The sequence below is a fragment of the Hymenobacter telluris genome (assembly GCF_017313265.1).
Taxonomy (GTDB): domain Bacteria; phylum Bacteroidota; class Bacteroidia; order Cytophagales; family Hymenobacteraceae; genus Hymenobacter; species Hymenobacter telluris.
The window spans coordinates 426,831-452,435 of sequence record NZ_JAFLQZ010000002.1; the positions used below are offsets into that span (position 1 = coordinate 426,831).

Consider the following 25,605-nt stretch of genomic DNA (forward strand, 5'->3'; position numbering starts at 1 on the left):
AGGCCGCTGAAGCAAGGCTTAGGATTTTTCCTGAATCCTGAAAAGTAAGTAATTACTATCCGCTGATTTTAGAGGGCAACCAGCCATGAGAGTACAGGAATGTAAGGACAAGAAGGGGCCAGTACATTAGGTGCAAGATGATTTTCAACCACTTGAAAGTCTGCTAATTGTCGAGCTCCCCTCTACCTCTTGCATTACTGCCATGAAGCTTACTAGCAATGCTTTAGAGAAATCCGCTTCTGCTCGCCAGCCGGACAGTTGCCAGTTGTTCAAGCATTTGTTTCAGCTACACGCGCCAGGGATATACCGCTTGGCGTACACTCATTTGCATTCACGCGCTGAGGCCCAGGAAATTGTGCAGGAGTGCTTCCTGAAATTCTGGGAGAAGCGCCGCGAGGTAAGTTCTGATGCCGCCGCTATTAAGGGTTACCTCTATACCTCTGCTTACCACGCCATCCTGAATCAGGTGCGGCGCCAGCACAATTGGGTGTACCAGGATTATCCCCCGCACCTTACCGTGGAGCAGGAGCCGCCAACTGCTGAGTTGGAATACCAGGAGCTTACCCTGTGCTACACGCACGCAGTTGCCCAGCTACCCACCAAACGGCGGGAAATATTTTCAATGAGCCGGCAAGAAGGCTTGTCGAACGCCACGATTGCGCAGAAATTGAACATTTCTATTAAAACCGTAGAGGCCCAAATAACTCAGTCGCTCAAGTTCCTGCGCACCTGTTTTCAAGCACACGGCGCTACCGTGACGCTCCTGCTGCTGGTGTTACAGTAGCCAAGCCAAGTAAGCTTAGGCGGAATAGCCGCATTGCGGTGCAAAAACCGATAGTACGACTCTCACCGCTGCGCGGCTCAGAAAAAAGACAGGAATGATGGTATTTTGATAAGAGCCTTCACCTCGGCTTATCAAGCAGATGCATACTTTTTGTAGCACACCTGAGCAGCCCTACTGCGCCTTACTTAATCATCTGCAAGCATTATAGAAGTGCCACGGCGTCAACCCAAAACGTATTACATAACGCGGAATGCCGCGCTGATTTCGATAATGCCGCCTCCAAGCTAGCAGTCGAATTGAGTGCCTAAACTGCTTCAGCTATTGCGCTATACCGCACGTATTGGCTTGTAGGATTTCAAAATAAAAACGCCACTTAACATTGCTGCTAAATGGCGTCTTCATTCTGAGCGAGAAACGAGGCTCGAACTCGCGACCCTCAGCTTGGGAAGCTGATGCTCTACCAACTGAGCTACTCTCGCGGGGTTTGGTGAAACAAAAGTACGCGCTGAAAATCAAATTACAACCTATACTGGTTTTGAAGAGGCTGCGAGTACCCAACGGGAATTCAACAGGCCGTTTGTGGGTTTCAACCCAACGGGATTTGTACTCCGTATGCTTTATTCACCAATTCGGTTTCTATGGCTCCGCTTCCTCCTGTTACGCGCCGTTTGGTAGGGCGCTTGAACATGCTGGCTGGCTTTATGCTGCTAGTAGCACTGATACTGCGTATCTATGTTACGTATTATGCTTATCAACAGGCAGGTATTGCCGCGCTGCTCAATCGGGAGCTAGTCGTTAGCCTGTTGTTGCTGGTGGGTGGAGTGTTGTTATTGCGGCTAGGATGGAGCATGGCCCGGCGAAGCAGAGTGTAGCTGGCCGACCCGGAAGTGGTGGCCGCCGGATTTCCGGGCTTGCGTAACTTTGGCCTCTATGTCGTCACCACTTGTTATTTCTGTTGCCCGCCGCAACGCGGCCACGGCCGCGCAACTGGCTGCCCTGGGGCGCCAAACCTTTCAAGATACTTTTGCCGCCGATAACAGCCCGGAAGATATGGCGGCTTACTTGGCGGCTACTTTCTCTGAAGAAAAGCAGCTAGCCGAATTAGAAGATAAAGACACCGTGTTTCTGCTGGCTCGTATGCAGCAGGAGCTAGTGGGGTACGCCAAGCTGAATTTTAATTCAACATTGGGCGTGGAACCTGGCAAGAAACCTGATGTGCGAATGGAAATTGCGCGGCTGTACGTGCGCGAAGATTGGGTCGGGACGGGCTTAGGGGCGTCGCTGATGCGGCGCATTATCGAGGAAGCGCGGCAGCAAGCCTGCCGCTCGGTGGTGCTGGGAGTGTGGGAAAAGAACCAGCGGGCCATTGCTTTTTATCAGCGTTTTGGCTTTAAGGTAATCGGGCAGCACGAGTTTTCATTGGGCTCGGATAAGCAAAACGACCTGATCATGCGTAAGGGCCTATAAAAGTGAAGTTACGCTTCTGCTTTACCTTTATGCCTTACTCTGTTGTCTGCGTGAGAAATACCAACCCCGTCTGGATGTCGTTGTGGTGCCGTCGGGCGGCGTGGTGGCCGGCCTGCGCGTGGCTGCTGACCGCCTGTGCGCTCGATGCGGAAAAGAAGGTGCCGGCAGCATTGCCCACTGGGCATTATGAAGGCCAGGTTAGCTACCAGGGCACAGAACTGCGGACAATATTGGATTTGCGCGAAGCCCGCCCTGGCCAATTAGAAGCCGATGTGCACTTCCCAGACGTACCCGACCTGGACTTCTCCGCCGCCAACTTAATTTATACGGAACCCCAACTGCGTTTCGACGAAGGGCTGCCAACAGGTGGCATTGATATTACAGCCGTGCAGGAAGGCGACTTTCTGCGCGGCGTATTTACCCTGGACAGTGTGCGGGCCGACTTTGTGTGGGTGCGGCGCGGGCAACCCGAAGCCCGTGCCTACCAACAGAAGCAACTCGCCGCGCAGCCCCGGCTAGGCGCCCCGGCCCTTACTTTGCTAGTGCCAAACGACACGATCAGCCAGCATAGTGCCGTAGCATTGTTTACCGATGCCACTCACCAAGGAACTGCCACTGCCCGCGCAGTTCAATTAACTGACCAAGGCTTTGTAACCACAGTGGTTACGGTGGCGCCAACTGCTTTTCCTGATTCTGCCACGCTCCGGACGGCCGCTGCCGTGCTGCTGGCGCTACGCCGGGCCCCCACCACCGATACTACGCGCATTGGGCTATGGGTGAGCGGCAGTATTGCGGCGGCAGTAGCGCCCGCAGCCACGTTGCCGAAGCCCGCGGCGGCATTTGTGGTATTGGAAAACGTACCTATAGCCTCCAGCGAAGAGGCGAAGCCTTTTCAGGTGCTGGCCCGCCAGCGGATACCGGTGCTGGCGCTGTACGCCGCAGCCGACACGTCCTTCAGTATGGCAACTAGTACCACTCGGCTGCGCACGGCTCTGGGTGTCCGGCGTAGTACACTCCGCACTTTCCCGAAAGCTGATGCCAACTTCCGGGTGCCGGGCAGCCTGAATTCAGATGGTAAGTGGACCTGGCCTCAGCCGGCTTCGGGCTACGTGGAGGCCATCCGGCAGTGGCGGAAGTAACGGCTGGCTAATCGTAGCCGCCGCAGCCTACAGAACCAGCAGCCCCTTCTCGCGCAGCAGCAGCCACGCCGGCGACTCCAGGAACCGCTCGAATGACTGGTTAGCAGGGAAGGAGCGGGCTACGTCTTTTAGTAACAGCTTGGTATCGTAATCCTGGGTCAGGCCAGCCAGCAGCTGTTGCAGCCACGGCCCTAGTGCACTCGGCACGGTTACCTCGAAATCTTCGGCTTGCTCGTAAAAGGTCAGGACGGCGCGGGGGCCTTTTTTGCCGGGTTCCTGCCGCAGCTCGGGCGCGTTGCCCAGCCAGAACAGCCGCTGATTTTGCTTGGCGAAATCGGGTTTGCCGGGTTCCTGCAACGCCTGCTCGATGAGGTGGCGCGGAACCGTCGTTTTCGGCACCCGGAAATCAAACCAAAAGCTCAGCGGCTCCTGCAAGGCCACGCCGTGCAGGTAGTTGTAGAGCGCCTTGGCCAGCCCCGGCCCGAACTGCTCGTGGTCGGTGCCGGTGGGGTCGTCGTGCCACAGGTCGTTCCAGGCAAAAGGGCCGGGCTCGGGGCCCACGGCTACCACCTGGTACTTTGCGGGGTTCTTGCCCACGGGCGAGTGCGCCGTCATCGAGAAGCGGTGCCAGTAGCCGCTTTGCACGATGCCGGCCGCAAACAGCTGCCGCACCACTTCCAGGCTATCCACGGTTTCCTGGGCGGTTTCAGTCGGGAAGCCGTACATCAGGTAGGCGTGCACCATGATGCCGGCCTGCGTGAAACCGTCCGTCACGCGGGCCACCTGCCCAATCGTGACGCCCTTTTCCATCAAAGCCAGCAGCCGGTCCGACGCCACCTCCAGCCCCCCCGATACCGCAATGCAGCCCGAAGCCGCCAGCAGCCGGCACAGGTCGGGTGTGAAGGTTTTCTCGAAGCGGATGTTGCCCCACCACGTAATACTCACGCGCCGCTTGAGTAGTTCGATGGCCAGGTCGCGCAGGGCCAATGGCGGCGCGGCTTCGTCCACGAAGTGAAAGCCGGTCTGGCCGGTTTGAGCAATGATTTGCTCGATACGGTCTACCAGCAGCGTGGCCGGCGCTGTTTCGTAGCGCGCAATGTAGTCCAGCGTGACGTCGCAGAACGAGCAGCGCTTCCAGTAGCAGCCGTGCGCCACCGTGAGCTTGTTCCAGCGCCCGTCGCTCCAGAGGCGGTGCATGGGGTTCAGCACCTCAATCACCGACAGATACTCGCTCAACAGCAAATCCGAATAATCGGGCGTGCCTACCTCCGGGTGCGGAATATTAGGATGCGGGTGATTAATGTATTCCACTTCACCGGCCGCATTGCGCAGGAACGTACGCTGAAAAGTCTGAGTTGCCGGTTGTGAGTTGCCGGCTGTGAGTTGATGGTTATAAGATGTTGGCTGAAATAATAAGAAGGCAGGGTTGCCGGCTAACGATAATTCCGTAGTCAGCTGGTCACTGGCAACCGGCAACTGGCAACTGATATGCTCCAACAAACGCAGCCACGGACCTTCGCCATCATCCAGCGTCAGGTAGTCGATGTAATCGAAAAAGCGGGGCTCCCGAATCTGGCGCAGCTCGGTGTTGGGGTAGCCGCCGCCCATCAGCGTTTTGGCGTTCGGGCTGACTTCCTTGATGCGGCCGGCCAGCCGAAGCGCCCCGTACAGGTTGCCCGGAAACGGTACCGTAAACCCCACCACGTCGGGCTGCACCCGCGCCACTAGCTCATCGGCCAGCTCCAGTAGCATAGTGTCCAGCAGGTTAGGCGGCGCGAGCAGGGCCTCATGCATGGCGTCAAACGTGGTGGCCGACATGCCCAGCTTTTCGGCGTAGCGCGAAAAGCCGAACTGCGGCCCCACGGTTTCCTTGATTAAGTCGCCGAGGTCTTCCAGATACAATGTGGCGAGGTGGCGGGCCTGGTCGGTGAGGCCCATGCTACCGAAGGCCGTTTCCAGGTCGGCCACGTTGTCGAAGCGGCCGGCTTCGGGCAGAAACCGGCTGTGGCAGATGCGCGGCGCCAGCGTGTTGTCCTTGTTTTGCAGGAAGCGGATAACCGGCTCGATGGTGCTGAGGTAGCTGCGCTGGAGCCGCAGCATCCGGCGGGCGTTGTCGCTGAGCTTGAAGCTGCCCGCTTCAATGGCCGCAAACACCCGGCGCAGCCCCGCCTGCGAAAACAGTTTTAGTACCAGTTCCAGCCCCAAATCTACCTGCGTAACCCGAGTGTAGCCGCGCCCTCCCAGAAAGCCTTTCAGGTAGGCAGTGGCCGGATACGGCGTATTCAGCTGCGTAAGCGGCGGGGTAACAAGCAGGATGCGAAGGTCAGACACGGTAGCAACAACAAACGAGGCGGACCGCAAAGATACGGCTCGATGAAACGCCAAGCGGCCTACTGTCGTTCCGTTCTACTGCCCCATCTTCATCAACGAGGGGTTCAGTCGCAAATACACCTGCGCCGAAACGGGCGTAGAGCCATAGTAGGCCTTAATATCGGCATCGGGCCGGTATACGGTGGCCTGGGCGCCCAGCGTAAGGTCGGTGCGGGCTAGCTGGGCCACGCGGTAGTTGGCGCCCAGCGTAAGAGCGTGCACGTTGTAGTTGAGGTGGCCCGTATCGGGCGCGTTGCGCGGAATTTGCAGCTCCTCGTCGGATTTCTGCACAAACTCGTAGCGGCCGTACACGGCGGGCTTGCCAAGCTGCACATTGGTTTCGGCTAGTACCGAGTGCGAAGCCGGGTCGGTGTGGCCGTCGGCTACGTGCTGGTTCATGCCCCATATCAGCGCCGAGGTGATGTAGCGGTAGTCGCCCCACACGTTGCTTTGGATGATGGAAGCCGTGGTGCGCTTCACGTCTTCGTCGATGTGCAGCTCCTCAGGGCTCTTGATGAATGCGCGGCTGACCTGCAAGGCCAGACTAGGGGTGGGGTTCCAGTTCAGGCGGCCCGCCCACGAGTCGGCGCGGGGCTTGTCGAAGCCGTAGCGGTGCTCGTTGGGCTCCCGGCCCGTGAAGTTAGAGCCTTCCAGCTTGAACTGCTTATAGCGCAACCCCAGCGTGGCTACCCCAAACGTAATATGCGTAGCGTCCTGCCAATGGTGGCCCAGCGCGGCATCGGGGTTGGGCATGGCCGAAATCCGGTGCATGAAAGCCACTGGCCCAATGGCCGGCTCACCAGGGTAGCCGAGGTAAGCAGTCAGGTCAACATCTTCGTTGAAAGCGTGCGTGTAGGCCACGCTCAGCGCCGAAAACAGGTCGTGGGGGTGCTGGCGGTCTACCAGGGGCTGGCCTTTGTACGCTTCCCCGCTTTGGAACAGCAGCGGGTAGCCGTTGCCGCTTTCCGTGAGGGGGTCCAAGGAAAGCATGGCCGTCAGGTTCAGTAACCCTTTCTCGCCAATCGGGCGCTGGGCCATGGTCATAAACCAGTTGGGGGCGCCAAACGCCCCGCCGCCCCGCTGGCCGGCGTCGCGCCCCAGGTTCTGGCGGGAGTAGCGCACGTTCACAGCCCCGTGGTTCATCACCATCCACGGCCCGTGGTGGCTCATCCACATGTACATGGGCGTGTTGTCGGGGTTCCAGGCAGTGCCCGAGCCGTTGCGGTTCATGGGCAGGTTGCGCGAGTAGGCGTGGCTCATGTTCATGCCCATACCCTCATGGCCCATAGCACCGTGGTTCATGCCCGCGTGGTTCATGTGCGCGTGGCTGGTATCAGCAGGCGCCATACCGGGCATCTGGTGGCCTTGGTGCTGACTGTGGTTCATGGGGGCGGCGCGCCGCGTGGTGTCGGCTGCCGCTGGTTTGGTAGCCGGCATCTGGTGCCCTTCGTGCTGGCTGTAAGCAAGCGTGCTAGCCAATGGCAGCAGGCTGGCCAGGAAAAATGCGTGTTTGAGAGGTGCCATAAAAAAGCCGGGGTATTGAAAGAAGAATCTTCTCTCAATACCCCGGCGGGCACTATCAGGTTATACAGAATCCGGCTGGTGTACGTGCGAAACTCGGTGGTTCAGCTTCCGCGCTGCTTTACGCCAACTGGTCCAGCGACAGGCGCTTAGGCATCAGGTCGCGGCGAAACTCGCTAACCGAGCGGCCAGTAACCTGCCGGAATTGGTTGCTGAGGTGCTGGCCGCTGCTATAGCGCATTTGGTCGGCAATTTCGCTTAGCGTCATTTCATTGTAGCTCAGCATTTCCTTCACCTGCTCGATTTTCAACCGAATCAGGTATTTCTCGATGGTAAGGTTGGCCGTGCGCGAAAACACCTTGCTCAGGTGCGAGTACGTGGCCGCAAACCGGTCGGTGAGGAAAGCCGAGGTGGTAAGGGGCATACGGGCCGTACGCAGGTGCTCCAGGTATTCGGCCAGCGCGGCTTTAATCTGTTCGGTCATTTGCTCGGCCCGGCCCATGAGTACGTCAAAACCAGCTTCACGCAAGATGGGAGCCACGGCAGCCGGATCGGCAGGAGTATCCTTGTCGAGTTGGGCGTGGCCCAGCGTTACCTCGGTGGGGTGGTAACCAGCTTGTTCGAGTAGGGAGCGGACGGCTTCCACGCAACGTGGACAAACCATATTCTTGATATGAAGCAGCGTTGTTTTCACGGGTTACAAGGTTATTTATTCAAACCAGTTACAGTACGCGTAGGCTTCCGAACAGTTGCCGCCGCCGGGGCCGAACGGGGTTTCCGAGCAGGCTGAACAGTTTCTGCCGCCCAGCTCTTGCCAAACCAGTGAGCGGCCGCCCAGCTTACAAAGGGCACAACTCCCAGAAATGTTACTGCCAACAGCCAGAAAAATACGAAAAAACCGCCAACCAGCCGGCTGAAAAATTCATCCTCGAACCCAAACAGAAAGCTGATTAAAGCAAAAGCCAGCCCCAGGCTTACGGCTGCCAGAATCCCGGCCCGGCGCAGCAGCGGCTGGTAGTTGAAAGAAGCAACACGACGACTCATACAAAACGGGTATATGGCCGCAAATATACCGCTTCCGGCGTAGGCTCGCTGCGGTGGTGCTTGGTGGCGAGCCGTAACGATGCGCTTCCTTTACCGTATCAGGTAAGGCTATTTTGCCCTGTACTCTGCCAACCTCTCTTTCCCTGCCATGAAATATTCCACGCTGCCCCGCTTGCTGGTTGCTACTGCTTTGCTTGCAACTCCCGCGCTTACCTCCTGCAATACCGGTAATAAATCCGGTGACACCAACGTAGAACAAGACGCCGCCAAAGACAACGATGCCGACGCCATGCAGCCCACCGGCACCGGCGGCGACGAAGCTACCTCGGGCATGAACAATGATACCAGCACCGCCCCCAGCAACCGCGAAGTGTACGAAGGCGCCGCCGACCGGGTAGACCGCAACAACGACGGCATGACTGACAAGTAAACGACGGCGTAAGTTACCACCAACAGAAAGGGCCGGCCTCCGCACAGGAAGCCGGCCCTTTTTCGGTGCAATTCAATGCTCAGACTCTAATAAAACACGAAGCCGTTCGGGCCGATGTTAACGTTGAAAGAGTCGATGGCCGCGCCCGTGTTCCGGTAGCGGACCACTTTGCCGGCCGTACTGAACGAAGGGGCCAAGCCAGTGTAAATGGTGTTGTCCTGCGGGTCGATGCCGAGGCCGTAGATGTTGCGCCGCCGGAAGACGGGCGTAGCGGGCAGGTCGTTGTCGTTGATGCTCAGCCGGTACACGCCGCCTTGGAAGGTGTAGTACAGCTGGTCGCGGCTGCCGTTGATGCTTAGGCGGCCCGGCTGGCTCTGGTTGGTACTGAAAATACGAGTGCTGGCCGTGAGGCTACCCGGCGTAAAGCTTGAGAGGCTGCCCTTGCTGGTGAGAGTGTAATCAATGTTGTAGCTGGCATCGTACACCACCCGGCCGCTGCTCAGCACCCATACGCGGTTGTTGCGGTCTAGGACCAAGCTGTTCGGCGCGTCGCCCACGGTAATAGTGCCTTCTACAGCGTCGGTTTCGGTGTTGATGACCGTGACGGTGCTGCCCCCATTGTTGGTTACGTACAGTCGGTTGCCTACCACTAACAACCGTTCGGGCTGCTTTCCTACCGCAATGGTTTTGCTTACGGTATTGGTTTTGAGGTTGATAACCGATACCTGCCCCGCCGCTGCTGCGTACGATATGGTTTCGGTAACGTAGCCTTTCTCACTGGAAGCCGCGGCAAAGTAACGCGGCAGCTTGAGCCCGGTAATGGTAGCCAACGACCGGAACGTGCGCAGGTTCACCACTTCCAGCTTGTTGCTATTATTGACCACGATGTAGCCGGTGCTGTCCCGCACGGCCATGTTCTGGGCCACGTCGCCAAGCGGCCGGTTGTTGGCGGCATTAAACAACGAGCGGTTCACCAGGGCGTTGGTAGCCTTACTGAACGAGCTGATTTCGGCGTTGGTTTGCAGGAAACTGCCTTCGTTTACCACAAATACAGTTTTGGTTTCTACTATCGGCTCGGCGGGCTCTACATCTGGGTCAGGGTCGCAGGCCAGCAAGCTGAACGCAGCAGCGGCACCCAGTACCAGCCGGGCCGGCACACTCGAAAAGGCGGAAAATGATTTCATTGGAACTAGAAAAATGGAAAAGTGAAGACGAAGAAAAAGCTGGCTAGCGCCAGGCCAGGCGCACGCTCAGCGCCATCGAGCGGGGCGGCATGGCCCGGTTCAGGTAGCTTTGGTAATCGAGGTTGGTGAGGTTGAAGCCCTGCACCAGCCCCACCAGCTTCCAGGTGGGAGTAAGTACCAGTGTGCGGCCCACGGAAGCATTAACCAGAAAGTAAGAAGGCAGGAAGTTCAGCCCCGAGGCATCGGTGTAGCGGTAGCCCGTGAAGGTGCACGACGTGGTAGCTTGCCAGTCGTGCCACTGGTGGTCGGTGGTGAAAGCCGCGGTGTGCAGCGGTACATAGGGTAGCTGCCGGCCGACGGGGTCGGTGTCGTTGAGGGTGCCTTGTACCTTCTCAGATTGGGTGTAGGCATACGCCAGGCGCGAAGTCAGCTGGTAGGCACCCGGCTTCCAGGTAAGTTGGGTGCTCGCCTCCAGGCCTTGGGCCCGCACCTTGCGCAAGTTGCTCGGCGCCCAAACGCCGGTAGTGCCGGGCAGCCATTGCACCCAGTCATCAACCAACTGCCGATACGCCGTCAGCTCGGTTTGCAGCATAAGGTGGGCTGGCGTTTTCCGGACGGTGTGTACTAGCCCCGCTTCGTAGCCGAAGCCGCTTTCGGGGAGCAGGTTGGGGTTGCCGCCGGGGCGCCAGTATCGTTCGTTGAGGGTAGGGGCCCGGTAGCTGCGTGAGGCGTTGCCTTTCAGCTGCACCGTTTGGGTGGCGGTTTCCAGGAGCTGCCATTCCGCGCCAAGGGTAGGCGTAAGGGGCGGGCGTCGGCCCGGCAGCAGCGCCTGGCGCAGGTTCAGGGACAAGTGCAGCCGGGAAGTAGGGTCGAAGCGCAGCAGGCCGTAGCCGGCGTACCGGTTTTCGGTGAGTGCCAAAGGACCGTAGCCATCTACCCGCGCCGCAAAGTGCTGCGCTTCGGCCCCCAACCGCACCGAAAAGGTAGAGGCTACGTTCCAGGTGTGCTCGGCTTGCGCCTGCGTGGTGTGCACCTCTGATTCGCTGAGGCCGTTGGAGTCGTCGCGGTAGTTCAGCACGTCCTCGAACCACGCCGCCCGCACCGCCCACTCGTGCCGCACGCCTACCAGGCGGTAGCCGGCCGTGAGGCGGCGGCTCTGGTCCCGCTCCTGGGCATTGCTGCTGGCCGCTCCAATGGCAGGCTGAAGTTGGCGGTCGGTGTCGGTGAGCCAGAGGGCCGCCGTTAGCTCGCCGCGCTGCCCTACGCGCAGGGTGAAATCCTGGGCTACGCTGGCTTGCCACAACCTAGCGTATTCCTGCCGCCGCCGCACAGTGCCTCCTAATTCGGGTGAGCTATAGTGAAAGTTGTTGTCAGCCTGGCGGTAGGAAAGGCTTGTGCGCAACGCTAGCTTCTGGTTGCTGAAGCTGCCTTCCAAGCTACCCGCCCGCAGTCCAAAGCTGCCCCCGTCTATCTGTGCCGTTGCGCGCAGCCCCGCGCCCCACCGCACCGGCGACGACAGTAGCAGCGTGCCGCCCACCGCCCCCGAGCCGTAGAGGCTAGCCGCCGGACCCGGCTGCACATCAATCTGCGTGTTGCCGCTCACGGGCAGCAACGAAAAATCCGTTTGGCCCAGCGTGGGCAGCATGATGTTGAAGCCATTCCAGAGCACCGCCGTGTGCTGTGCCGACGTGCCCCGCATGGTGATGGTGCTGAGCTGCCCAGGACCGTAGTTCTTCAAATAAAGCGGCGTGCGGGCAGATAATACATCGGTGAGCGAGCCAGTCCGGTAAGGAGCCAGCGCCGCCGAATCCAGGGTAAGCACACGGCTGCCTACCGCGAAGCGGCTAAGCTTAACACCCTCTACCCGAACGTTGGGTAGCTGCTGCACCGAGTCGATGACCGAGGGCGACTGAGCCCAAGCGGAAGTACCGCTCAGCAGTAGTAGAAAAGAATACAAGCCGCGTAGCTGGCTGGCCTTCCGAAGAAAGACGAGTTGGCGCTGCGCGTAGAAAGGTATCATCGGAACCAAATTTTCGGTTTAGGAAAATTCAGTTCAAAACTTCCATCGTGGGTTTCCTCCGAAAAAGAACACCACGCCGAAGCCGAGGCCGAAAACAGGAAAACCAGCCGCCCGAAAGCAGCCACTGCATTCATTCTCCGCCCTTCCTCCGAAGGCGCTGAACATTAGGAAATGCAAAGGCAGGTCTCCTGGCTTGCTTCCGGCGCGCCGCCTTCCCGTCTCTCGGGCCGGTACCTGCCAGCTACGGCAGAGCTACCAACCTTCAGCGAAACAGTGGCAGCAGAGGCGCGCCAAACTCGTGAAGCGTACAGTTGCGGGGACAGCTCCGGAATTCAACCGGATTCCCTTTTCAGCCTCGCTCCGCAATTAGAGTCCGGCCACCTTTACGGCCGCAAAGATAGAAGGTAGATTCCGGTTTCGAGTTGTCGGTTTCCGGCGGAGCCCGTATGGACGAATAGGACGCGCCGTAGCTCATCGGTATAGCCGCTGCATTGCCTCCCAAACCGAACCTATTTTTATGAAACTCCCCGCCGCTTTCTACCAGCGCCCCGACCCCGTTCAAATTGCCCGTGACCTGCTAGGCAAGCACGTATTTTCCTGCCTCGATGGCCAGCTAACGGGCGGACGCATTGTGGAAACGGAAGCCTACGCTCACCTTGGCGACCAGTCGATGGACATGCACCTGAAGCGGCGCGGCACGCACGGGCACGCCCTGCGGGAAATAGGAGGCCGGGCGTATCTGTACCAAGTGTATCAGCGCCACACGCTCTTCAACATCAGCACCAACGCCGCCGACAAAACCGATACTGTGCTTATCCGCGCCATTGAACCTTTGGTAGGCCTAGAGGTGATGCTGGAGCGGCGCGGACTGACGGAAGCCTCGCCTAAACTCACGGCTGGCCCCGGTGTGCTTACCCAGGCACTTGGCCTCACGCCCGCCCTCACCGGCACCGATTTGCAGGGCGATACCCTCTGGATAGAAGACTACGGCGAAGAAGTGCCAGAAGAACAGGTCCGCCGCAGTGCCCGCGTGGGGTTGGCGTACGCCGGCGCCGAAGCTGCCAATCTGCCGTGGCGCTTCCGGATTATCAATAACAAGTGGACCAGCCCCGCGAAGTGAGTTGGTGAGATAGTGAAATAGTGAGTTCGATGTTCGATTCGCGCAGTTAGCACCGCCGAAATATCAAACTCACTATGAAGCTGTTTAGGAAGTCGACTGAACGTCATGCTGAGCTTGTCGAAGCATCTCTACCACTTCGTTGAACGGCTTGGATGAAGCGGTAGAGATGCTTCGACAAGCTCAGCATGACGTGCTTTTAGGAACTTGCACAACTTCCTAAACAGATTCTATCTCACTATCTCACCAACTCACAGCTTCTCGCACACCAATATCATCAGCTTGCCTTCCAGGTTGGTGGTGGCAAATAGGTAGATGCTGCCGCCTTCCCGGATGCCGGTGCGGTGCCGGAACTCGGCTACGGTGTCGGGAAAGTTGCGGGTCGTGACGTGGGCACGGGCTTCGGGGCCAAGGTGGGCTTTCAGGGCCGGCGCATCATAGCGCTCCACGGCCAGAATCCGGAAGATGCGGCCCGGAAAGCTGGGGCGCAGCACGTCGGAGGTGTAGAGGTGGCTGTGCTGGTGCAGCTTTAGCAGCTCGAAGGCAGTGCCAACGCTCCGGAACCCACCGGCTTTCAATACCGCCACGTTAGGCTCATACAGATAACCTTGCGGCTCGGCGTAGCGCGAAACCGCCCGCGCCTCCCGCGCCCGGTTCAGCCGGAACTCCTGTTGCTCACCGGTGCGCAGTAGGTTCACGGTGTGCCGCTCCGGGTCAACGGCTGGTTCGGGGCCCAGCTCGTACAGCACTTCCTTGCACTCGTTGTCGACGGCTACCACCCACACCTGCCGCACCTGCCGCAGCTCCTGCAACGCCTGCTCGATATCCAGCATGGGCGAGGTTTTGAGCAACACCCGGCGGCCTTTGTGCAACAACAGCGGCAACAAACGCAACACATCCGGCTCGCAGTCCTGAAGCCGGAAAATCTTGCGGGCAGCCGTGTCGCGCCGGGCCGGGTCCAGATAAATCCAGTCAAACGTATCGGGCGTGTTGCGCAGAAAGTTCACGGCGTCGGCCGTGTGGTAGTGCACGTTGCTAACGCCTAAGTGCGTCAGGTTGAAGCGCACAACATCGGCCAGGGCCGCATTGCGCTCCACGTAATGCACCTCCGGAATCTGCTCAGCAAAGTGCGCCACATCCACCCCAAAGCCGCCAGTTAGGTCCACGAGGCGCTGGCCGGTCACCAGAGAAGCCTTGAAAGCGGCCGTACGAGCGGACGAAGCTTGCTCCACCGACAAAGCGGGCGGGAAGATAAGGTCGGGATTATCGGCCCAGGCTGGTACCTTAAGGCGGGCCTTTTGGCGGGCCTGAATCTGGCGTACCAGCTCCGGAATAGGCAGGCTGGGGTAGCGGCGGGCTTGCAAGGCCAGTTGAGCGGGGTCGTCGTACAGATGCTTGGCAACGTACCGACGCGCCGCTTCGGGCAACGGAAATTCCATGAACTACTCCTACGAACAAAAAAAAGCGCGGTTCACCTAGGTGTGGTTGCCGCGGCTACAGAAATGCGCTGGCTAAGCCAGCATCATCGAGCAGCTACACTGCCAAGTAAACGATTCTACAGCAAGGAAGAGTGCCTTCTTCTATAATATTATGCGTTGCTGTCAGTTGAAATGCACGCAAACGGGCGAATATATGCCGTGTAAAGCACGTATTCGCCCGTTTATACTGAATGGCTAAGGTTAGCGGATCTGCCAGCGGAATGCCAGCTGAGGCTGCCCGGTTGGTGCAGCCACGCCGATGCCACTAGGAGCTAGCCGCTGCAAGATGCTGCCCGTCCGGTGGGCGGCTGGTTGGCCGGCATTATAGGCATTCACGGCCCGCTCGAAATGCTCGTTGGTATGGCGCGTGATAAATACATTGGACAGCAAGCTTACCCCGATTATACCCAGCGTCACCTTCTGCGGATTGCTGAAGTAGCGTTGGTTGCCGTCGCCGCTGAGTACCTGCGCCCCGTAGGTTGCTACGCCGCCCACAAATACCAGCCGCTCCCCCAGAAACAGCCACTTCTGCCGCCGGTACTGGTTCAGATTTTCCAGTGCTTCAGAGTTATCCTTCAAATAAGGACGCAGCCGCTGCCCGAAAAACCCGGCGTTCTGATAGTCGTCATCAGTGGGTTCGTCCTTGGTAGCAAAGTAAAAATTCTTCTGTACTCCATTCAGGCCCCGGTTCTGGTCTTCCGGGCTGAGCTTGATGGTCGTAACAGTTTGTTGGGCCAGTAACGAATGGCTGCTTAGTAGCGCAAGAGCACTAAAGCAAGCAAGGAAGGAGCGGTGTGCGAGGCGAGCAGGTAGAACGGAGTAGCGCATAATAGTACAAATGTAAGGAGCTGCAAAACAAGAAACTAGGCCTTTGTGTAGTAAAAAAATTCTAAAAATAGCCCAACAAAATATCCAGCTTATACGTTCTGGGCGCAGTACTAATATTTTCTCCTTCTCATTATAGGTGCCATGAAAATCTTCTCGACCCCGTCCCGTCGCACTTTCTTATTAGCCGCTATTCCAGCCGCTCTGGTTTTTGGAAGCTGCGGCAACAATGACGACGATGATAACTCGACGCCTGCGCCTGAGCTAGGCAAGGTGCAGTTGTCTCACGCTGCTGCTGCCGCTAATGTTCAGATTACAGCTTTCGTTAATGATGTGCAGGTCAGTCAACTAGCTTATGGTCAAGGAAGTGCGTATTTGAACGTGAGTGCTGGTGCACCCACATTGCGTATCAATAATGGCAGCCAGACAATCGTTTCGCAGAATCTGGCTATTACCAAGGACCAGAATTATTCTGTTTTCGTGTATTCGCCAACAAGCGCCATTGGTAGTACCCCAGCGTTGTTATCTGTTCCTGATGATCTGACTGCCCCCGCAGCAAACCAGGTGAAAGTACGGGTAGTGCATTTGGCCGTAAACGCGCCTACGCCAGTTCGGCTTAGTGTCCCATCTGTTATTCCGGGCGGTGCTCCTACCGACCTAACCTCTGACGTGGCGTTTGGTGCAGCGTCTAGCTTCGTAGCGCTTAATGCCGGGCCACTCAATCTAAGCATTACGGCCGCTGGTACACCGCGCACCCAGGTGCTGGCTGTAGGTGACGGCTCCGGCACCGGGACTGGTACTAAAACGTTCGAAGCGGGTAAGATTTATACCGTTCTGGTTCGAGGCATTAGTGGCGCTGGAGTACCAGCAGCCCAGCAAGCCCAGGCAGTCATTATTCAAAACAACTAACGGTCAGTTTTACAAACCAGCAAAGCCTACCCGACGACCGGGTAGGCTTTGCTGGTTTATATAGCCAGAATAACAAATTGGCTATCTTTGTAGTTGACTCGCAAAAAACTTCCTATATCATGGTTGAGACCAAGACTACGGCTTACGTTCCGTACAAAGTGAAAGATATGAGCCTCGCGGAGTGGGGCCGTAAGGAAATCCGTCTGGCCGAAGCTGAAATGCCCGGCCTAATGGCGTTGCGCGAGGAGTTTGGCACTTCCCAGCCGCTGAAAGGCGCACGCATTGCCGGCTGCCTGCACATGACCATTCAAACGGCCGTGCTCATCGAAACCCTGATTGCGCTGGGCGCCGAGGTTACGTGGTCGTCGTGCAACATTTTCTCTACGCAGGACCATGCCGCCGCCGCTATTGCCGCCGCTGGTATTCCGGTGTATGCTTGGAAAGGCATGAACGAAGAAGAGTTCAACTGGTGCATCGAGCAGACGCTGTTTTTCGGCGAGAAGCGTGAGCCCCTGAACATGATTCTCGACGATGGTGGCGACCTGACCAACATGGTGCTGAACCAGTTCCCTGAACTGGCTGCCGGTATCAAAGGTCTGTCGGAGGAAACCACCACGGGTGTGCTGCGCCTGCTGGACCGGGTGAAAAACGGCACCCTGCCGATGCCGGCCTTCAACGTAAACGACTCGGTTACCAAATCGAAGTTTGACAACAAGTACGGCTGCAAAGAGTCGGCCGTGGATGCAATCCGCCGCGCCACCGACGTAATGATGGCCGGTAAAGTAGCAGTGGTAGCCGGCTACGGCGACGTAGGAAAAGGCACGGCCGCTAGCTTGGCTGGTGCCGGTGCCCGCGTTATCGTAACCGAAATCGACCCTATCTGCGCTCTGCAAGCCGCCATGGATGGCTTCGAAGTGAAGAAAATGGAAAACGCCATTCCACGCGCCGACATTGTAATTACCACCACTGGTAACTGCGACATTATCCGCGAAGAGCATTTCCGCGCCCTGAAGGACAAAGCCATTGTCTGCAACATCGGTCACTTCGACGATGAAATTGACATGGCGTGGCTCAACAAAAACTACGGCCACACCAAAGACACGGTGAAGCCGCAGGTTGACCTCTACAACATCGACGGCAAAGAGGTTATCATTTTGGCTGAAGGCCGCCTTGTGAACCTGGGCTGCGCCACCGGCCACCCCTCGTTTGTAATGTCAAACTCGTTCACCAACCAGACTCTAGCGCAGCTGGAGCTGTGGCAGAACGCCGATAAATACGAAAACCAGGTGTACACGCTGCCCAAGCACCTCGACGAGAAAGTGGCGCGCCTGCACCTCGCCAAAATAGGGGTGGAGTTGGATGAACTGACGCCGAAGCAGGCCGACTACATCAAAGTGCCCGTAGCAGGACCGTTCAAATCGGATCTGTACCGCTACTAAACCACGGATTCGTTCTTACTACGATGTCAATAAAAAGGGCTGCCAGTTTTGGCAGCCCTTTTTATATTATGTTTTTCAAGTAGTTAACCTATTGAAGCCGTAACCCCCAACTGCTCACGCACTGCTGGGGCCACCACCTGCCCGAACAGCTCGGTGGACCGCAGTACAGCTTCGTGAGGCATGCCCTCCAGCATCAACTGGCCAATAAAGCGGGTGTTGCCAAACAGACCGTGCAGGTACACCAGCTTCGCAGTAATTTCCTGGGGAGTGCCCACAAACAGCGGCCCCTGCGGCCCCCGGAGGTAGTCGAACTGCTGCCGCGACATAGGCGGCCAGCCTCGCTCCCGGCCAATGCGGTTCATGACCAGGGAGTAGGCCGGGAAGAACTCGTCGGCAGCTTGCTTGGAATTCTCGGCTATATGGAAGTGGCAATTTATGCACAGCGGCAGCGCATCGGGATGGCCCGCCTGCTGAGCGGCCCGGCGGTGCAGGTCAGCAAACGACACGTATTGCGCTGGTGCTCCACCCAGAATGGCAATAGTGAGCCCCAAACCCAACGAGCCCGCCCGGGCCGCCGAAGCGGGCGTACCGCCCACGCCAATCCAGATGGGCAGCTTGGGCTGCACGGGGCGCGGGTATACGCCTTTGCTGGCAATAGCCGCCCGATGCTTGCCCTGCCAGGTTACAATTTCCTGCTCGTTTAGTTGCAGCAGCAAGGCCAGTTTCTCGGCAAACAGCGCATCGTAATCCTGCAAATCCTGCCCGAACAGCGGGAATGACTCGATAAAGGAGCCCCGACCGGCAATAATTTCGGCCCGGCCGTTGGAAATCAGGTCGAGGGTGGCGAAGTTCTGAAACGTGCGCACCGGGTCGGTGGAGCTGAGCACCGTAACGGCGCTGGTAAGCCGTACCCGGCTGCTCACGGCCGCCACGGCCGCCAGTACCATTTCCGGCGACGACACCACGTAATCGGCCCGGTGATGCTCGCCAATGGCTACTACGTCCAGGCTGGCTTCGTCGGCGCGGCGGCCTAGGGCTACCAGTTCTTGGGTGCGTTGGGCCGCGGCTGTGTCGCCACCGGCTACGTGGGCGGGGGCTATTTCACCGAATGAGCTAATGCCAAGTTCCATATAATCTTAATTCAGGTAGGTACATGATTTTGCTTGCGTAACGCGGCTGTTCACCAGTTTGTTTACACTACTCTCCAACTATAAACCACGGAACACCTAGCCGACCCGGTGACTGATACACCTGCACGGAGTCGCCGGGCATGGTGTGGTCATAAGTTGCTTCCGTAACTGTTACGTCTTCGGGAGCGGTTCTTGGGCCCCAAGAGCCTACTTCGAGGTAGTAAGTAGTGGTTTTACCGGAGGAAGTGTGCTTTTTTAACACGTTCACAGTGTATACCCGCGAAGGTGATTCATCAAAAACGCAGTTGAACGCCACTACCGCACCGTAGCCATACGCTAAGGCGCAAAAGAATACCATAGCTATGGCGCCCCACCGGCTATTCGGCATGCTGATAAAGCGCCGGTTGCCGTACATCAGCAGCCCGCCAAACAATACCGCCACAGCAGCAGCCAGCTGCCAAGCCATCAGGTAATCTAGCAACTCGAAATCAAGCAGCACCCGTAACAGCAGTCCGAGCGAAGGAATGAATAGCGCGGGGCTCAAAGATGGATAAGCGCTGTCTTTCCGTTCGTCGGCCCGGATGAGCCCCTGGTACCACAAGAGCGCCACTACTGCCACAGCCGGTAGGGCGAGTCCCGCCTGTACGGCTACGTCGTAGGGTTTGGGGTAGAAGAAAAGCCACGCAGCTGTAGCCCAAGCCATGCCATTCAGCACCCGCGCTACCTGGCGGGCCTGCGCTAGTTTTTCTTCCCTCTCGGGTACGGAGCGGCCCAACGTTTCATCCTGTAGAATGTCTTGCGCTTCCTGCTCCTGCTGCACGTCCAAATCCGGAAACCGATCAGCTAGCCAGAACTTAATATCCTCGTACCCTTCACTGGTGTAGCCTATCCGAATAGATGGATAGGCTTTAGACACCGGGATAATATGCGTGTATTTATCGTCGGTGCGGTACCCGCGGATAGCCTGCAACGGAATTTCCTTGTGCCGCAAAGCCCCTTCGTAGCGGATGCTTTGCTCGCTGAATATATGCCGCCCCTTGTAGGTCTCGTACACGCAGTAGCAAAAAAATAGGGCAAAGCTCCAAGTTGCTGCTATCAGCAAAGCGGTTGTGCCGTCCCAGCTTCTCTCGGTAAGCCAAAAAGGAGAAGAAAAAAACAGTGCTATCAGTGGAGGCGAAAAAACGTAGATAAAGATGCGCCATCCCTTTGCAGTGCCGTAGCTATATGTGGTGTTGGTAGTTGTGGAAAGAGGCATCCAAAAAAAGGTGAAAGATGTAGATAGGAAACCAGATACAGCCTTAAAGCTAAAACCCCAAACGACAACGACCAACCGAAGCGGCTGGTCGTTGGTGGGTGTAAAATGTAGGTAGTGGCTCTTATAAGAAAGTGGCCCCCGTTAGCTGTTCGCTCAGTTGCCAGAGTTGCTGGGCATTTTCGAGCGTGTTATAGCCTGATTTCACCGCTTCCGGCCGTTTCTTCACAAAGTATCCGCCACTGATGTTGGCTACTTCCGGAGCTGTAGCCAGGTAGATGCTGGTCTGGGCGCCTTCTTCCGAAGACGTCATAAACGGCGCCGCCACTTTATAAAACGCCCTAGTAAACCAGTTAGAGCTTTGGCCGAAGCTGCTGGCTACCACGCCGGGGTGCAGGCTGTTGGTGGTAACGGTGGTGATGCCGCGCTGCCGTAGCCGCCGGGCCAGCTCCTGCGTGAACATGATGTTGTAGAGTTTGGAGTTGGCGTAGGCCCGCATGGGCGAATAGCTGCCGGCTACCTCCAACGTCTTGAAATCGGGTTTGGCAAACTGGTAGGCCATGGAAGCTACGTTGACAATCCGGGCCGTGGGGCTCTGCTGTAGCTTATCCAGCAGCAGGTTGGTGAGCAGAAGAGGCCCCAGGTGGTTGGTAGCCAGCGTCAGCTCATAGCCGTCGGCGGATACCTGCCGCTCGTCGCCAAGCACCAGCCCAGCGTTGTTTACCAGCACATCCAGGTGGCCGTAGCGCTGCCGGAACTCCTCGGCTGCCCGCCGCACCTGCCCCAGGTCCGACAGGTCGCAGAGTAGTACATCTACCCGGCGGCCGGGCTGGGCTAACTGCTGAATCTCACGGCGGGTGCGGGCGGCCTTATCGGCGTTGCGGGCTAGCAGCACTACGTGAAAACCTTGCTGGGCCAGCGCCCGGGCCGTAACAGTGCCAATGCCGGCTGTGGCCCCCGTGACGAGGGCAATTTTTTCGGAGGATTGAGTCATATACAAAAGCAGAGTAGCTGGGCTGTATACGGGAAAGTTCTCCGCTCAACCAAGTAGAGCACGGGTTTATACCAGCTTCGGAGGCTATGGCGGCTTATCGTACAACATGTAGCCAGTGACTACACATTGCCGACTTTCAGGCAAATGCTATCCGTATTATGTATGAGCCGGCATTTCGCGGTAGCTGGGGTGTAGGGTGGTCTGAGCTGTATGCATAGCCAGTTACCGCAGTATATACCTGCTTGAATTAGCCTGGTAAGCAAAAGGTAACCCGGCCGCACAAAACCCCGATATTTGCCCGCGTTATGCCTCAGGTTCTGCTGTCCGTCGTCATTATTACCTTCAACGAAGAAGCCACTATTGCCCGCTGCCTCGAAGCCGCCCGGCCCATCGCCGATGAGTTGCTGGTAGTGGACAGCTTCTCGACGGACCGTACCGTGGACATCTGCCGCCAGCTCGGTGCTCAGGTAATGCAGCACGCTTTCGAAGGCTACGTGGAGCAGAAAAACTACGCCACCGCTCAGGCGCGCCACCACCATGTGCTGCAACTTGACGCCGATGAAGTGCTGACCGACGAGCTGCGCCAGAGTATTGAGGCGGCTAAAGCCAACTGGCAGCATGCCGGCTACACCCTGGCCCGCCTCACCAACTACTGCGGCAGCTGGGTGCGGCACGGCGGCTGGTACCCCGACCGGAAACTACGCCTCTACGACCGGCGGCTGGGGGCGTGGCAGGGCCTGCTGCTGCACGAGCGGTACGAGGTGCAGCCCGGCCAGACTATTGGTGTGTTGGCGGGGGATGCGCAGCATTACTCTTACAGTTCCGTTGAGCAGCACGTTAATCAGCTCAACCGGTTCACCAGCATTGCCGCCGATGAGCTGTGGCTGCGTGGCAAGCGGCAGGTTACAGTATTTCATTTGCTACTCAAGCCGTGGTGGAAATTCGTGCACGGCTATTTTTTCCGGCTTGGCTTTCTTGATGGGTTTGCCGGCCTGTGCATTGCTACCATTTCGGCCTGGGGAGTGTTCTTGAAATTTGCCAAGCTGAAAACCCGCAAACGCCTGGCCCAATGATGCATCAGGTAGCCTGCTTCATGGTATCCGCTAACCACTTTGCCGCATGAAAACCTTTCTCGTAAGCCGGACCGATGCTATTGGCGACGTAGTGCTTACGCTGCCGGTATGTGGCCGCCTGAAGCAGCTGTTTCCGGAGTGCCGCGTGGTGCTGATTGGCCGCACCTACACCCAAGCCGTAGCTACTGCCTGTCCGTGGGTGGATGATTTTCTGAATTTCGATGAGCTAAGCGCCTTGCCCGCACCCGCGCAAGTGAAACAGTTGCAAGCCCAACAGGCCGATGCCATCCTGCACGTATTTCCTAATAAGCTACTCGCCAAGCTGGCGTATAAAGCCCGCATTCCGCTCCGCATTGGTACCCGCAACCGGCTGTTTCACTGGCTCACCTGCAACCGGCTGGTAGCTCTTAGCCGCCGGCACTCCCCATTGCACGAAGCCCAGCTAAACTTACAGCTACTCGCCCCTTTGCACCCCGAAGCCGTATTGCCTCTCACGGAGGTTGCTAAGCTGGTTGAATTACGCTCTCCTGAACCGTTGGCCTCGCAATGGCAACAACTACTAGCTCAGCGTCAGCCAGCGCAACTCAACGTGGTGCTGCATCCGCGCAGCCGAGGCAGCGCCCGGGAGTGGGGACTACCGCATTTCGGGACGCTGGCACGGTTGCTGCACACAGCGGGTCATCGGGTATTCGTAACGGGAACCTCGACAGAAGGAGAGGAGTTACGTGAATGGCTGGCCGAGCACCGCTCATTTCTAGCCGCCGACCTTACAGGCCACCTCACGCTGCCGCAACTAGTAGCTTTTCTGAGCGAAGCCGACGGTATTGTAGCAGGTAGTACCGGCCCTCTGCACGTAACTGCTGCCTTAGGGCGTTACGCAGTAGGAATCTATCCACCCATCCGGCCTATGCACCCGGGCCGCTGGGCACCGCTAGGTCCGCACGCCGACTACCTCGTATTCAACCGGCCCGATTGCCAAGATTGTCGTCAGCAACCCGCGGCATGTACCTGTATCAAAGAGTTAGCCCCCATGCAGGTGCTGCACCGGGTTCTTGCGTGGAAACCAATGCCTAACTTGCCGGGCCAAGCTTAGGCTCCTGTTGTCTTCTATGACCGAAGTACTTGTTGCACCTTTTTCTCTGCGTCAGCTCTACCAAGGTGGGCGCTTATCTCAATACCTGCTGCTGTTAGCCTGTGCTGCTGCAGTTGTCGGACTGTTTGCGTCTCGTGCGTTGGTGGCCTTGAGCCCGATAGTGGGATTAGTGGCCGCGTGTACACAGCCCAACCTCCGGGCCAGCCTAAAGCAGTGGTTTCATTTGCGTACGGTAGTGTGCATTGCGCTGCTATACGTGTTTCTGGTAATCAGCGGCACCTATACCACGCAGTACGCAGTGTGGCAGCACGAAATCTACCGTAAGCTGCCGCTGCTGATAGTGCCGCTGGCTTTTGCCGTGGCCGTGCCCCTCACCGAGCGCCAAAAATATGGCATTGGGTTGCTCTATGTAGTATTAGCTACCTCGCTGGCCATCAGTACGCTAGGTCGGTATCTGCTAGATCCGGAAGAAGCCAACCGCCTAATTAGCATTGGGCAGAATGTGCCAGCTATTACGGGCATCTTTCATATTCATTTCAGCATAATGCTGGCGTTGGCGTTTTTCTTCGCTCTGCTGTTGCGCCGTAACCCGTTGGCTACACCTTCGGTCCGCTGGGTGCTACTGGGTTGCGCTACGCTCATGTTTATCATTATGCACGTTCTGGCCTATCGAACCGGGCTGATGGTACTCTACGCTATGTTGTTGTTTGATGCGGTTATCCTCATCATGTTGCAGCGGCGCTTTGTGCTAGGCGTGCTCGTGCTAGTGGCTATGGTAGGTTTGCCTCTGGGCGCCTACCTCACGCTGGAGCCCATTCAGGGCCGGGTGGCCGTTACGCTTGAAGACATCGATCAGTATCAATCAGGCCGTAATATCAACGATTATTCCCTGGCCAAGCGGTTTGCAGCTTGGGAGACGGCTACCATTATTGCGCGGGAACACCCCTGGCTCGGGGTAGGCATGGCCGACGTTGATGCGGCGATGCTCGGGCAGTACAGTTACCACAATTTCGGCCTGAAGCCCAAGAACTGGGTTATGACTCACAATCAGTACCTGGAGTACTTGGTTGGCGGCGGCGCAGTAGGGTTGCTGCTATGGCTGTTAGTATTGTTCGGACCTTTTTTGCAACCTGCGCTGCGTCAAAATCCGTACGTGATACATTTCCTACTCATGATGAGTGTTGCTAATCTGGTTGATTCGTTGCTGCAAATGCAAATCGGCTTCAACTTGTTTGTATTTCTCTACGGATTTATTGTAGTGAGTGCAGAAAGGGCAGCACGCTCCCCAGCCAACGTGGCTACTTGAACGGGATAGTATAAGATGTACATTTGTCTACAAGGCGGTTCACATACCTCCGCCGCTATTTGCTGAGCCTCTATGAGCGACTCTCCCGACCGGGTTCCGAAGTTAAGTAAGGAAGAAAAGGACCGACGGTTCCAGGCCGAACTTATGCCTGTAATCGACTCTCTGTACAATTTTGCCTTCCGCCTGACACTGGACGAAGACGATGCCAATGACCTCGTCCAGGAGACCTATTTGAAGGCTTATCGGTTCTTCGAGTACTTCGAACAGGGAACCAACGCCAAAGCATGGCTGTTCCGCATCCTGAAAAACTCGTTCATCAACGACTTTCGGAAAAAGAGCAAGCAGCCTGCCAAGGTCGACTACAGCGAAATTGAAGGCTACTATAATTCGGAAGACGTCGAGTCCGACAGTGACGTGGGTGGTTCCTCGTCTGATATGCGGCAGCAAGCCGTGCGTGACCTCATCGGCGACGAAGTGGCCAGCGCACTCAACTCGCTGCCCGTGGATTTTCGCACCGTCATCATTCTCTGCGACCTAGAAGGGTTTACGTACGAGGAAATGGCGAAGGTGCTGGACATCCCTATCGGAACGGTCCGCTCGCGCCTCCACCGGGCTCGTAATTTCTTGAAGGACAAGTTGGAAAAATATGCGCAATCAATGGGCTACGGTGGCTTGAATGAAAGCGCAGATGCCAACCAAGAAGACGACTCCACCGACTAATTAATATCAATCATGGAAAACACCTCTACAAAGCAAACCAATTCTGCCACGCACCAGGTTATTAGCCCTGCTGCTGACTGTGACCGTGTGAATATGATACTCGACCAGCTTGTAGTGGGCCACGAGCCCACCGTGGAAGACGAAGAGTATATCGTTAGCCACTCCGAAGATTGCTCGCCCTGCTTCGAGGACATCACCAAACAGCAAGCTTTTATTGGCTTTCTGACCTCCTATGTAGGCCGTAAAGGAGCACCAACTACCCTGCCACAAACAATTTTGTCGCGTTTACAAGTGGAAATGGCCTAATTTT

General features: G+C 57.3%; 24 protein-coding genes, 1 tRNA gene and 1 riboswitch. Of the genes, 13 read left to right on the forward strand and 12 right to left on the reverse strand.

Features of this window, described 5'->3' with window-relative positions:
- The first annotated feature begins 202 nt into the window (after positions 1–202).
- Positions 203–784, forward strand: a complete 582-nt coding sequence (locus tag J0X19_RS04035) for an RNA polymerase sigma-70 factor (protein WP_206981509.1) — start codon at positions 203–205, stop codon at positions 782–784.
- Between the two features lie 406 nt (positions 785–1,190).
- Here the strand turns inward: J0X19_RS04035 and J0X19_RS04040 are convergent.
- A tRNA-Gly gene (locus tag J0X19_RS04040) sits at positions 1,191–1,263 on the reverse strand.
- A 159-nt stretch (positions 1,264–1,422) separates the two neighbouring features.
- On the opposite strand from J0X19_RS04040, the gene J0X19_RS04045 reads away from it, so the two are divergent.
- The 3 genes from J0X19_RS04045 to J0X19_RS04055 are packed head-to-tail and all read left to right on the forward strand — an operon-like array spanning position 1,423 to position 3,390.
- Positions 1,423–1,656, forward strand: a complete 234-nt coding sequence (locus tag J0X19_RS04045) for a hypothetical protein (protein ID WP_206981510.1) — start codon at positions 1,423–1,425, stop codon at positions 1,654–1,656.
- 58 nt (positions 1,657–1,714) lie between these two features.
- Entirely contained in the window at positions 1,715–2,251 is a 537-nt protein-coding gene (locus tag J0X19_RS04050) for a GNAT family N-acetyltransferase (protein WP_206981511.1), read from the forward strand.
- A gap of 29 nt (positions 2,252–2,280) precedes the next feature.
- Positions 2,281–3,390 (forward strand): hypothetical protein, encoded by a 1,110-nt coding sequence (locus J0X19_RS04055; RefSeq protein ID WP_206981512.1) that lies wholly within the window; start codon positions 2,281–2,283, stop codon positions 3,388–3,390.
- A gap of 27 nt (positions 3,391–3,417) precedes the next feature.
- Here J0X19_RS04055 and J0X19_RS04060 read toward each other — a convergent pair whose 3' ends face one another.
- The 4 genes from J0X19_RS04060 to J0X19_RS04075 all read right to left on the reverse strand — a co-directional run bounded on the left by J0X19_RS04060 (position 3,418) and on the right by J0X19_RS04075 (position 8,325).
- On the reverse strand, positions 3,418–5,721 hold the full coding sequence (locus J0X19_RS04060) for a B12-binding domain-containing radical SAM protein (protein WP_317194748.1): 2,304 nt from the start codon (positions 5,719–5,721) through the stop codon (positions 3,418–3,420).
- Positions 5,722–5,796: 75 nt separating this feature from the next.
- Entirely contained in the window at positions 5,797–7,284 is a 1,488-nt protein-coding gene (locus J0X19_RS04065) for a hypothetical protein (protein WP_206981515.1), read from the reverse strand.
- A gap of 118 nt (positions 7,285–7,402) precedes the next feature.
- Positions 7,403–7,945, reverse strand: a complete 543-nt coding sequence (locus J0X19_RS04070) for a helix-turn-helix domain-containing protein (protein WP_033369493.1) — start codon at positions 7,943–7,945, stop codon at positions 7,403–7,405.
- A gap of 41 nt (positions 7,946–7,986) precedes the next feature.
- Positions 7,987–8,325: a DUF502 domain-containing protein gene (locus J0X19_RS04075; RefSeq protein ID WP_206981520.1), complete on the reverse strand. Its 339-nt coding sequence runs from the start codon at positions 8,323–8,325 to the stop codon at positions 7,987–7,989.
- Between the two features lie 148 nt (positions 8,326–8,473).
- Between J0X19_RS04075 and J0X19_RS04080 the strand changes: the two genes are divergently transcribed.
- Positions 8,474–8,755, forward strand: coding sequence for a hypothetical protein (locus J0X19_RS04080; protein WP_206981523.1), 282 nt, complete (start codon positions 8,474–8,476; stop codon positions 8,753–8,755).
- 86 nt (positions 8,756–8,841) lie between these two features.
- Here the strand turns inward: J0X19_RS04080 and J0X19_RS04085 are convergent, their stop codons facing one another.
- Together J0X19_RS04085 and J0X19_RS04090 are read right to left on the reverse strand one after the other, a co-directional pair.
- The gene (locus J0X19_RS04085; RefSeq protein ID WP_206981525.1) at positions 8,842–9,939 is read right to left on the reverse strand and encodes a DUF5074 domain-containing protein; all 1,098 of its coding nucleotides are present in this window, start codon (positions 9,937–9,939) and stop codon (positions 8,842–8,844) included.
- A 43-nt stretch (positions 9,940–9,982) separates the two neighbouring features.
- Positions 9,983–11,959: a TonB-dependent receptor gene (locus tag J0X19_RS04090; RefSeq protein WP_206981527.1), complete on the reverse strand. Its 1,977-nt coding sequence runs from the start codon at positions 11,957–11,959 to the stop codon at positions 9,983–9,985.
- Between the two features lie 161 nt (positions 11,960–12,120).
- Positions 12,121–12,359: riboswitch (cobalamin riboswitch) on the reverse strand.
- Between the two features lie 117 nt (positions 12,360–12,476).
- Between J0X19_RS04090 and J0X19_RS04095 the strand changes: the two genes are divergently transcribed.
- Positions 12,477–13,079, forward strand: coding sequence for a DNA-3-methyladenine glycosylase (locus J0X19_RS04095; RefSeq protein WP_206981529.1), 603 nt, complete (start codon positions 12,477–12,479; stop codon positions 13,077–13,079).
- Positions 13,080–13,327: 248 nt separating this feature from the next.
- Here J0X19_RS04095 and J0X19_RS04100 read toward each other — a convergent pair whose 3' ends face one another.
- Both J0X19_RS04100 and J0X19_RS04105 read right to left on the reverse strand, forming a co-directional pair.
- On the reverse strand, positions 13,328–14,515 hold the full coding sequence (locus tag J0X19_RS04100; RefSeq protein WP_206981531.1) for a class I SAM-dependent methyltransferase: 1,188 nt from the start codon (positions 14,513–14,515) through the stop codon (positions 13,328–13,330).
- Between the two features lie 240 nt (positions 14,516–14,755).
- A complete protein-coding gene (locus tag J0X19_RS04105) occupies positions 14,756–15,382 on the reverse strand; it encodes a hypothetical protein (RefSeq protein WP_206981539.1) in 627 nt (208 codons plus the stop codon).
- A 141-nt stretch (positions 15,383–15,523) separates the two neighbouring features.
- Between J0X19_RS04105 and J0X19_RS04110 the strand changes: the two genes are divergently transcribed.
- Both J0X19_RS04110 and ahcY read left to right on the forward strand, forming a co-directional pair.
- Positions 15,524–16,288: a DUF4397 domain-containing protein gene (locus J0X19_RS04110; RefSeq protein ID WP_206981541.1), complete on the forward strand. Its 765-nt coding sequence runs from the start codon at positions 15,524–15,526 to the stop codon at positions 16,286–16,288.
- Positions 16,289–16,407: 119 nt separating this feature from the next.
- Positions 16,408–17,727 (forward strand): adenosylhomocysteinase, encoded by a 1,320-nt coding sequence (ahcY, locus tag J0X19_RS04115; RefSeq protein ID WP_206981543.1) that lies wholly within the window; start codon positions 16,408–16,410, stop codon positions 17,725–17,727.
- An 83-nt stretch (positions 17,728–17,810) separates the two neighbouring features.
- Here ahcY and J0X19_RS04120 read toward each other — a convergent pair whose 3' ends face one another.
- The 3 genes from J0X19_RS04120 to J0X19_RS04130 all read right to left on the reverse strand — a co-directional run bounded on the left by J0X19_RS04120 (position 17,811) and on the right by J0X19_RS04130 (position 21,103).
- Positions 17,811–18,857, reverse strand: coding sequence for an LLM class flavin-dependent oxidoreductase (locus tag J0X19_RS04120; protein ID WP_206981545.1), 1,047 nt, complete (start codon positions 18,855–18,857; stop codon positions 17,811–17,813).
- A 67-nt stretch (positions 18,858–18,924) separates the two neighbouring features.
- Complete coding sequence (locus J0X19_RS04125) at positions 18,925–19,911, reverse strand: hypothetical protein (RefSeq protein ID WP_206981547.1); 987 nt, start codon at positions 19,909–19,911, stop codon at positions 18,925–18,927.
- Positions 19,912–20,233: 322 nt separating this feature from the next.
- The gene (locus J0X19_RS04130; protein WP_206981548.1) at positions 20,234–21,103 is read right to left on the reverse strand and encodes an SDR family NAD(P)-dependent oxidoreductase; all 870 of its coding nucleotides are present in this window, start codon (positions 21,101–21,103) and stop codon (positions 20,234–20,236) included.
- Positions 21,104–21,408: 305 nt separating this feature from the next.
- On the opposite strand from J0X19_RS04130, the gene J0X19_RS04135 reads away from it, so the two are divergent.
- The 5 genes from J0X19_RS04135 (at position 21,409) to J0X19_RS04155 (ending at position 25,601) form a co-directional block, all read left to right on the forward strand.
- Positions 21,409–22,176 (forward strand): glycosyltransferase family 2 protein, encoded by a 768-nt coding sequence (locus J0X19_RS04135; protein ID WP_206981549.1) that lies wholly within the window; start codon positions 21,409–21,411, stop codon positions 22,174–22,176.
- 46 nt (positions 22,177–22,222) lie between these two features.
- Positions 22,223–23,269, forward strand: a complete 1,047-nt coding sequence (locus J0X19_RS04140; RefSeq protein WP_206981550.1) for a glycosyltransferase family 9 protein — start codon at positions 22,223–22,225, stop codon at positions 23,267–23,269.
- 16 nt (positions 23,270–23,285) lie between these two features.
- Complete coding sequence (locus J0X19_RS04145; protein ID WP_206981551.1) at positions 23,286–24,575, forward strand: O-antigen ligase family protein; 1,290 nt, start codon at positions 23,286–23,288, stop codon at positions 24,573–24,575.
- A 72-nt stretch (positions 24,576–24,647) separates the two neighbouring features.
- Positions 24,648–25,295 carry a sigma-70 family RNA polymerase sigma factor gene (locus tag J0X19_RS04150; protein ID WP_206981552.1) on the forward strand — a complete coding sequence of 216 codons (648 nt, stop codon included), beginning with the start codon at positions 24,648–24,650 and terminating at the stop codon, positions 25,293–25,295.
- A gap of 12 nt (positions 25,296–25,307) precedes the next feature.
- Positions 25,308–25,601 (forward strand): hypothetical protein, encoded by a 294-nt coding sequence (locus tag J0X19_RS04155; protein ID WP_206981553.1) that lies wholly within the window; start codon positions 25,308–25,310, stop codon positions 25,599–25,601.
- Positions 25,602–25,605 lie beyond the last annotated feature (4 nt).

Bases quoted from the DNA above. Each gene is read 5' to 3' on its own strand.
- J0X19_RS04035 (WP_206981509.1), top strand. From the start codon at position 203: ATGAAGCTTACTAGCAATGCTTTAGAGAAATCCGCTTCTGCTCGCCAG.
- J0X19_RS04045 (WP_206981510.1), top strand. From the start codon at position 1,423: ATGGCTCCGCTTCCTCCTGTTACGCGCCGTTTGGTAGGGCGCTTGAAC.
- J0X19_RS04050 (WP_206981511.1), top strand. From the start codon at position 1,715: ATGTCGTCACCACTTGTTATTTCTGTTGCCCGCCGCAACGCGGCCACG.
- J0X19_RS04055 (WP_206981512.1), top strand. From the start codon at position 2,281: ATGCCTTACTCTGTTGTCTGCGTGAGAAATACCAACCCCGTCTGGATG.
- J0X19_RS04065 (WP_206981515.1), bottom strand. From the start codon at position 7,284: ATGGCACCTCTCAAACACGCATTTTTCCTGGCCAGCCTGCTGCCATTG.
- J0X19_RS04070 (WP_033369493.1), bottom strand. From the start codon at position 7,945: ATGGTTTGTCCACGTTGCGTGGAAGCCGTCCGCTCCCTACTCGAACAA.
- J0X19_RS04075 (WP_206981520.1), bottom strand. From the start codon at position 8,325: ATGAGTCGTCGTGTTGCTTCTTTCAACTACCAGCCGCTGCTGCGCCGG.
- J0X19_RS04080 (WP_206981523.1), top strand. From the start codon at position 8,474: ATGAAATATTCCACGCTGCCCCGCTTGCTGGTTGCTACTGCTTTGCTT.
- J0X19_RS04085 (WP_206981525.1), bottom strand. From the start codon at position 9,939: ATGAAATCATTTTCCGCCTTTTCGAGTGTGCCGGCCCGGCTGGTACTG.
- J0X19_RS04090 (WP_206981527.1), bottom strand. From the start codon at position 11,959: ATGATACCTTTCTACGCGCAGCGCCAACTCGTCTTTCTTCGGAAGGCC.
- J0X19_RS04095 (WP_206981529.1), top strand. From the start codon at position 12,477: ATGAAACTCCCCGCCGCTTTCTACCAGCGCCCCGACCCCGTTCAAATT.
- J0X19_RS04100 (WP_206981531.1), bottom strand. From the start codon at position 14,515: ATGGAATTTCCGTTGCCCGAAGCGGCGCGTCGGTACGTTGCCAAGCAT.
- J0X19_RS04105 (WP_206981539.1), bottom strand. From the start codon at position 15,382: ATGCGCTACTCCGTTCTACCTGCTCGCCTCGCACACCGCTCCTTCCTT.
- J0X19_RS04110 (WP_206981541.1), top strand. From the start codon at position 15,524: ATGAAAATCTTCTCGACCCCGTCCCGTCGCACTTTCTTATTAGCCGCT.
- ahcY (WP_206981543.1), top strand. From the start codon at position 16,408: ATGGTTGAGACCAAGACTACGGCTTACGTTCCGTACAAAGTGAAAGAT.
- J0X19_RS04120 (WP_206981545.1), bottom strand. From the start codon at position 18,857: ATGGAACTTGGCATTAGCTCATTCGGTGAAATAGCCCCCGCCCACGTA.
- J0X19_RS04130 (WP_206981548.1), bottom strand. From the start codon at position 21,103: ATGACTCAATCCTCCGAAAAAATTGCCCTCGTCACGGGGGCCACAGCC.
- J0X19_RS04135 (WP_206981549.1), top strand. From the start codon at position 21,409: ATGCCTCAGGTTCTGCTGTCCGTCGTCATTATTACCTTCAACGAAGAA.
- J0X19_RS04140 (WP_206981550.1), top strand. From the start codon at position 22,223: ATGAAAACCTTTCTCGTAAGCCGGACCGATGCTATTGGCGACGTAGTG.
- J0X19_RS04145 (WP_206981551.1), top strand. From the start codon at position 23,286: ATGACCGAAGTACTTGTTGCACCTTTTTCTCTGCGTCAGCTCTACCAA.
- J0X19_RS04150 (WP_206981552.1), top strand. From the start codon at position 24,648: ATGAGCGACTCTCCCGACCGGGTTCCGAAGTTAAGTAAGGAAGAAAAG.
- J0X19_RS04155 (WP_206981553.1), top strand. From the start codon at position 25,308: ATGGAAAACACCTCTACAAAGCAAACCAATTCTGCCACGCACCAGGTT.